This is a genomic window from Kitasatospora sp. NPDC059646 (genome assembly GCF_042734615.1).
Taxonomy (GTDB): Bacteria; Actinomycetota; Actinomycetes; order Streptomycetales; family Streptomycetaceae; genus Kitasatospora.
This window is the reverse complement of record NZ_JBHWDS010000080.1, coordinates 21,904-28,122: the sequence shown is the minus strand read 5'-3', so window position 1 is coordinate 28,122 and position 6,219 is coordinate 21,904. Positions and strand designations below refer to the sequence as shown.

The following is a 6,219-nucleotide window of genomic DNA, read 5'->3' as shown; positions in this document are numbered from 1 at the left end:
TAACCCCCACAACACCTACTACGCGAGGCGTACGGGGTGGGGGGCTTCGTTTTTTTTTAACCCCCCCCCCCCCCTCCCCCCGCGGGCGGGGGCGCGGCGAGCGGGCTCTCCGTGGGGCGTCGTTACAGCCCGACCTCGTTCATCAGGGCGCCGACCTCCGGGTTGGTCAGGCGGCGCAGCCAGCCCGACTTCTGGTCGCCCAGCGAGATCGGCCCGAACGCGGTGCGCACCAGCTTCTCCACCGGGAAGCCGACCTCGGCCAGCAGGCGGCGCACGATGTGCTTGCGGCCCTCGTGCAGGGTCACCTCGACCAGGTAGTTCTTGCCGACGTTCGAGACCACCTTGAAGCTGTCGGCCCGCGCCCAGCCGTCCTCCAGCTCCACGCCCTTGGCGAGCTGCTTGCCCAGGTCGCGCGGGATCGGGCCCTGGATCGCCGCCAGGTACGTCTTGGTGACGCCGTACTTGGGGTGGGTCAGGCGGTGCGCGAGCTCGCCGTGGTTGGTGAGCAGGATGATGCCCTCGGTCTCGGTGTCCAGCCGGCCGACGTGGAACAGCCGGGTCTCCCGGTTGGTCACGTAGTCGCCCAGGCACTGCCGGCCCTCGGGGTCCTCCATGGTGGAGACCACGCCGGCCGGCTTGTTCAGCGCGAAGAACAGGTAGGACTGGGTGGCGACGGTCAGGCCGTCGACCTTGATCTCGTCCTTCACCGGGTCGACCCGCAGGCCCTGCTCGACCACGAGCCTGCCGTTGACCTCGACGCGGCCCTGCGCGATCAGCTCCTCGCACGCCCGACGGCTGCCCATGCCGGCCCGGGCCAGCACCTTCTGCAGGCGCTCGCCCTCCTCGCCGACCTGCTTGCCGGGGCCCTCGTGCCGGGCCAGCACCCGGTCCTCGATCCGGCCCTGCAGCTCGCGGGAGCGCTGCGGCTGGCGCCGCGGGTCGCCGGGCGCGCCCTGCCCGTCCCGGCGCGGCCGCGGGGCCGCCCCGGGCTTGCGCGAACCGTACGCGCCGCGCCCGGGCGTCGCGTTCGGGCCGCCGCCGTACTCGGGACGGTCGTACTTACGCTCCTCCGGCCGCAGCGGCCGGTCCGGGTAGCGGCGCTCCTCGCGCCCGCTGCCGCCGCGGGACTGCCCGCCGCGCGAGGAGCCCCCGTAGGAGCCCGACCCGCCGCCGTACGAGCCCGAGCCGCCGCCGCGGGACTGCCCGCCGCGTCCGCCGCCCTGGCCGTAGGACGAGCCGCCCCGGCCGCCGCCGCCCTGCTGGCCGCCCCGGCCGCCCTGTCCACCCCGGCCCTGACCGCCGCCGCTGTTCCTGCCGTTGCCACTGCTACGCATCAAAATGTCCGTACGTCGTATCCGTCTGGGTCCGGTCGGCCTGGTTCGGCCCCTCCTGTGCGGCGGCGACCGCCTGCGCGATCATCGTGCCCTCCAGGGACTCCGCTTCCACGTCGTCGACCTCGGGCAGGAAGGGCGCGAGCTCCGGCAGCTCGTCCAGGCCGCGCAGCCCCATCCGTTCCAGGAAGTAGTTCGTCGTCCGATACAGGATCGCTCCGGTCTCGGGCTCGGTGCCGGCTTCTTCGACCAGTCCTCGCTGTACCAGGGTACGCATCACGCCGTCGCAGTTCACACCACGGACCGCGGAAACCCGCCCGCGCGACACCGGCTGCCGGTACGCGACCACCGCCAGCGTCTCCAGTGCGGCGTGGGTGAGCCGGGCCTGCTGCCCGTCCAGCACGAACCGCTCCACCGCCGCGGAGCACTCCGCCCGGCTGTAGAACCGCCACCCGCCGGCCACCTGCCGCAGCTCGAAACCGCGCCCCTGCGCCGTGTACTCCGCCGCCAACTCCCGCAGCACGGAAGCCACTTCGCCCCGTGCGGCGTCCAGCACGGAGGCCAGGCGGGCCTCCGCGACCGGCTCGTCGGCGACCATCAGCACCGCCTCCAGCGCCGCCCGCAGCGGCACCCCCTCGGGCTCCTCCGGCTCCGGCTCGGGAGCGGGCTGCGAACCGGGCCCGGGCTGCGGCTCGGACGCCGGCTCCGGCAGCGCGAGGACCCGCTCCACCGGTTCCACCCGCTCGCCGTCGGGGTACGCCGACTCCTGCCACTCGCCGGGCCGGGCCTGCCCGGGCAGGCCGAGCGCCCGCCGCGGCCGCTGCTCCGTCATCGGGCACCGCCTTCCTCGCCACCGCCCGCGGGGCGGTCGAACTCGTCGGTCACCTCGACCGCCCGGTCCCCCTCGGCGACCCAGCGCACCACCAGCTCCTCCAGGGCCCGCGGCTGCTCGAACGCCAGCACCTTCTCCCGGTACAGCTCCAGCAGCGCCAGGAACCGGGCCACCACCACCAGGTCGTTCTCGGCGTCCGCGACCAGCCGCCCGAACGTCGCCTCCCCCAGCGCGCTCAGCCGCTCCACCACCAGCGCCGCCTGCTCCCGCACGCTCACCGGCGGCATGTGGATGTGGTCGACGTACACCACCGGCTTCGGCTTCGGCGTGAACGCCTTCGCGGCGAGCTGCGCGAACCGCTCCAGTCCGACGGTCAGCACCACCTCGGGCAGCAGTTCGGCGTGCCCCGGCTCCAGCCCGGCGGTCCGCGGCCGGCGCGCCGCCTCCGCCGCCCACCGCTCGGCGAACAGCCCCGCCACTTCCTTGTACGCCCGGTACTGCAGCAGCCGCGCGAACAGCAGGTCCCGCGCCTCCAGCAGCGCCAGGTCGTCCTCGTCCTCGACCTCCGCCGCCGGCAGCAGCCGCGCCGCCTTCAGGTCCAGCAGGGTCGCCGCCACCACCAGGAACTCGGTCGCCGCGTCCAGGTCCCACTCCGGGCCCATCGCCCGGATGTGCGCCACGAACTCGTCGGTGACCTTCGACAGCGCCACCTCGGTGACGTCCATCCTGTGCTTCGCGATCAGCCCGAGCAGCAGGTCGAACGGCCCCTCGAAGTTCTCCAACCGGACCTGGAACATAACGTCCGATTCTGGCACGCGGGACCGGCGGCGCGGGGGCACCGCGCAGCCCGCCGGGGCCGGCCGACGCGTCCGGCGTCAGCGCCCCCGGAGCCGCCGCACCAGGATCGAGGCCTCGCCCCGCTGCTCCAGGTCCGCGAGCACCACCGAGATCGCCTCGCGCACCACCCGGCCGCGGTCCACCGCGAGGCCGTGCTCGCCGCGCAGCACCAGCCGCGCGTGCTCCAGGTCCATCAGTTCCTCGGCGGACACGTACACGGTGATCTTCTCGTCGTGCCGCTCCCGCCCGGACGGGCGCCGGGCCCGTCCGCGTCCCCGCACCGTCGCGGTCTGCGCCCGTCGTGCTGCCTCTGCGGGGTCCTCCGCGCGCCCCGCAGGGGCGGCCTGGGGCTCCGGCCGGGCCGCCGGGACGTCCGCCGTGCGGCCCGTCCCGGCCCCGCCCTCGTTCGCCTTCGGGGGCTCCTGAGCCGCCCCGGCGGGCCCGCCGCCGGAACCGTTTCCGTTTCGCGCGAGCGAGGGCGACAGGGCCATTCCGCCGGTCGCCCGGAACAGCTCGTCGGCCCCCGGGAGGCTCACTCGACGGGGCGGCACCGGTCGAGCACCTCCCTGGCGAGCTGACGGTAGGCGGCGGCGCCCACCGAGTTGGTGGCGTACGTGGTGATCGGCTCGCCGGCCACGGTGGTCTCGGGGAACCTGACGGTCCGTCCGATGACGGTGTGGAAGACGTGCTCGCCGAACGCCTCGACGACCCGGGCCAGCACCTCGCGCGAGTGCACGGTGCGGGAGTCGTACATGGTGGCGAGGATGCCGTCCAGGCGCAGTTCGGGGTTGAGCCGCTCGCAGACCTTCTCGATGGTCTCGGTGAGCAGCGCGACGCCGCGCAGCGCGAAGAACTCGCACTCCAGCGGCACGATGACGCTGTGAGCGGCCGTCAGAGCATTGACCGTCAGCAGGCCCAGCGAGGGCTGGCAGTCGATGATGACGTAGTCGTAGTCGGGCAGCAGCGGCTTGAGCGCGCGGGCCAGCGCGGACTCGCGGGCGACCTCGCTGACCAGCTGCACCTCGGCGGCGGACAGGTCGATGTTGGACGGCAGCAGGTCCATGCCGGGGATGGCGGTCTTCAGCAGGACCTCGTCGGCCGTCAGGCCCCGCTCCATGAGCAGGTTGTAGACCGTGACGTCGAGTTCCATCGGGTTGACGCCGAGGCCGACGGAGAGCGCGCCCTGCGGGTCGAAGTCCACCAGCAGGACCCGGCGGCCGTACTCGGCGAGTGCGGCGCCCAGGTTGATGGTGGAGGTGGTCTTGCCGACTCCGCCCTTCTGGTTGCACATCGCGATGATCTGCGCGGGGCCGTGCTCGGCGATCGGCGCGGGGATCGGGAAGTACGGCAGCGGCCGGCCGGTCGGTCCGACCCGCTCGCGGCGCTGGCGGGCCGCGTCGGGGGCCAGCGTGGCGGCGTACTCGGGGTCGGGCTCGTACTCGGCGTCCGGGTCGTCGTAGGGCCCGTAGCCGAGCTCGTTGTAGGCCAGTCCGTACGCCGCGAAGTCGGCGTCGTAGTCGGTGGCGGCTGTCGCCGCGCTCTGGCGGGCCTCGAAGGTGCGGACCGCGACCGAGCCGACCTCCTGCGCGCCCACCGTGGAGTGCCGGGCTTCCTCGTTCGGCTGCCCGGCGGAGAGCTCCGCCAGTCCTGGCTGACCACCCCCGGGAGCAAATGTCGACTCATTCACAAGTCGTCTTACCTCCTTGGACATCCAGGACTCTATGTCGATTCGTCAGCGTGGCAGCATGCCAACGGTTTGCGACTCTAGGCCGTTTCGGGCATTCGCAGCAACACAATCCACGGTAGTGGGGTGCTGGTGTCGGCCGGTCACCCACCCCGTGTCAAGACATGACCCTAACCTTTCCTCGCAGGCAGCGGGCCATGAGGGGGCGTCAGGTGTCCTTGTCGACAGAGCGGGTGACAAACCGCACCGGAATTGACCGCCCGTGGACACCCCGAGGACGCCCCCGGGCCGTTACGGGCATGCCGAAGCCCCCGGCCGAAAGGGGAGGACGGCCGGGGGCGACAGCAGGTGAGGGGGCGTCAGGCGAGGACGCTCTCCAGCGAGACCGACTCCAGGCCGAAGGCCTCGGCGACGGCCGGGAAGGTGATCTGGCCCTCGTGCACGTTCAGGCCCTTGGCGAGCGCGGCGTCGCGGCGCAGCGCCTCCTTCCAGCCACGGTTCGCCAGCTCCACCACGTACGGCAGGGTGGCGTTGGTGAGGGCGTAGGTGGAGGTGTTCGGGACGGCGCCCGGCATGTTCGCCACGCAGTAGAAGACCGAGTTGTGGACCTGGAAGGTCGGCTCGGCGTGCGTGGTCGGGTGCGAGTCCTCGAAGCAGCCGCCCTGGTCGATGGCGATGTCGACGAGCACGGAGCCCGGCTTCATGCGGGAGACCAGCTCGTTGGTGACGAGCTTCGGGGCCTTGGCGCCCGGGATCAGCACGGCGCCGATGACCAGGTCGGCCTCGACGACGGCCTTCTCCAGCTCGAAGGAGTTGGAGACGATCGCCTTGATCTTGTTGCCGAAGATCTTGTCGGCCTCGCGCAGCTTGTTGATGTCGCGGTCGAGCAGGGTCACGTCGTAGCCCATGCCGATGGCGATGGTGGCCGCGTGCCAGCCGGAGACGCCACCGCCGATGACGACGGCCTTGGCCGGGTGGGTGCCGGGCACGCCGCCGGGCAGCACGCCGCGGCCGCCGGTCGGGCGCATCAGGTGGTACGAGCCGACCTGCGGGGCCAGCCGGCCCGCGACCTCGGACATCGGGGCGAGCAGCGGCAGCGCGCCGTTCGGCAGCTGCACGGTCTCGTACGCGATGGCGGTGGTGCCGGACGCGATCAGCGCGTCGGTGCCGGCGCGGTCGGCGGCCAGGTGCAGGTAGGTGAAGAGGGTCTGGCCCTTGCGCAGTCGGTGGTACTCCGACGCGATGGGCTCCTTCACCTTGAGGATCATGTCGGCCGCGGCCCACACCTCGTCGGCGGTGGGGAGGATGGTCGCACCGGCGGCCACGTACTCCTCGTTGGGGATCGAGGAGCCGACACCGGCGTTGTCCTCGATGACGACCTCGTGTCCGTTGCGGACCAGCTCATGCACGCCGGCAGGCGTGATGGCCACGCGGTACTCGTGGTTCTTGACCTCGCGGGGGATGCCGACCTTCACGGCTAACACGTCCTCTTGCCATGGGGGATTCCTACCGGGGGAAGACCGGCGGGGGACGCA

At 72.6% G+C, this 6,219-nt stretch carries 6 protein-coding genes; all 6 read right to left on the bottom strand.

The window, feature by feature from the left end; genetic code table 11:
* Window positions 1-122: 122 nt before the first annotated feature.
* On the bottom strand, window positions 123-1,334 hold the full coding sequence (locus tag ACFV1L_RS34600) for a pseudouridine synthase (protein WP_380373809.1): 1,212 nt from the start codon (window positions 1,332-1,334) through the stop codon (window positions 123-125).
* A complete protein-coding gene (gene scpB, locus ACFV1L_RS34595; RefSeq protein ID WP_380373815.1) occupies window positions 1,327-1,929 on the bottom strand; it encodes an SMC-Scp complex subunit ScpB in 603 nt (200 codons plus the stop codon). Before scpB ends, ACFV1L_RS34600 begins: the two co-directional genes overlap by 8 nt.
* A 230-nt stretch (window positions 1,930-2,159) precedes the next feature.
* Entirely contained in the window at window positions 2,160-2,960 is an 801-nt protein-coding gene (locus ACFV1L_RS34590; RefSeq protein WP_380373806.1) for a segregation and condensation protein A, read from the bottom strand.
* A gap of 78 nt (window positions 2,961-3,038) precedes the next feature.
* The gene (locus tag ACFV1L_RS34585; protein ID WP_380373813.1) at window positions 3,039-3,491 is read right to left on the bottom strand and encodes a hypothetical protein; all 453 of its coding nucleotides are present in this window, start codon (window positions 3,489-3,491) and stop codon (window positions 3,039-3,041) included.
* A 41-nt stretch (window positions 3,492-3,532) separates the two neighbouring features.
* Window positions 3,533-4,594 carry a ParA family protein gene (locus ACFV1L_RS34580; RefSeq protein ID WP_035867306.1) on the bottom strand — a complete coding sequence of 354 codons (1,062 nt, stop codon included), beginning with the start codon at window positions 4,592-4,594 and terminating at the stop codon, window positions 3,533-3,535.
* Between the two features lie 449 nt (window positions 4,595-5,043).
* Window positions 5,044-6,159, bottom strand: a complete 1,116-nt coding sequence (gene ald, locus ACFV1L_RS34575) for an alanine dehydrogenase (RefSeq protein ID WP_380373804.1) — start codon at window positions 6,157-6,159, stop codon at window positions 5,044-5,046.
* Window positions 6,160-6,219 lie beyond the last annotated feature (60 nt).

Coding starts and splice junctions, on each gene's coding strand:
- ACFV1L_RS34590 (WP_380373806.1), bottom strand. CDS start 2,960: ATGTTCCAGGTCCGGTTGGAGAACTTCGAGGGGCCGTTCGACCTGCTG.
- scpB (WP_380373815.1), bottom strand. CDS start 1,929: ATGGTCGCCGACGAGCCGGTCGCGGAGGCCCGCCTGGCCTCCGTGCTG.
- ACFV1L_RS34585 (WP_380373813.1), bottom strand. CDS start 3,491: ATGGCCCTGTCGCCCTCGCTCGCGCGAAACGGAAACGGTTCCGGCGGC.
- ACFV1L_RS34600 (WP_380373809.1), bottom strand. CDS start 1,334: ATGCGTAGCAGTGGCAACGGCAGGAACAGCGGCGGCGGTCAGGGCCGG.